Source organism: Salinisphaera sp. C84B14 (assembly GCF_040361435.1).
GTDB lineage: Bacteria > Pseudomonadota > Gammaproteobacteria > Nevskiales > Salinisphaeraceae > Salinisphaera.
Genome location: NZ_APNL01000048.1, coordinates 1 through 516, shown reverse-complemented (window position 1 = coordinate 516; position 516 = coordinate 1). Strand labels below are relative to the sequence as shown.

General features: G+C 64.5%; 1 protein-coding gene. It reads left to right on the top strand.

The window, feature by feature from the left end; translation table 11 throughout:
• On the top strand, positions 1 to 516 hold a 516-nt coding region (locus C84B14_RS17975), incomplete at both ends, for a GTP-binding protein (RefSeq protein ID WP_353226131.1).

Genomic DNA, 516 nt, shown 5'->3' with positions numbered 1-516 from the left:
GACTGCCCGGGTCACGCCGACTACGTCAAGAACATGATCACCGGTGCGGCGCAGATGGACGGCGCGATTCTGGTGGTATCGGCTGCTGACGGCCCGATGCCGCAGACGCGTGAGCACATCCTGCTGTCGCGTCAGGTTGGCGTGCCGCATATCGTCGTGTTCCTCAACAAGGCCGACATGGTCGACGACGAAGAGCTGCTCGAGCTCGTCGAAATGGAAGTGCGCGAGCTGCTCGACGCCTACGACTTCCCGGGTGACGACACCCCGGTCATCGTGGGCTCCGCGCTCAAGGCGCTGGAAGGCGACGAAGGCGAGTTCGGCACCGAAGCCATCGCCAAGCTCGTACGCGCCATGGACGACTTCATCCCCGAGCCGGAACGTGCCGTGGACGGCGCCTTCCTGATGCCGGTTGAAGACGTGTTCTCGATCTCCGGTCGTGGCACGGTGGCCACCGGTCGTGTCGAGCGCGGCGTGATCAACGTCGGCGACGACATCGAGATTGTCGGCATCAACCCC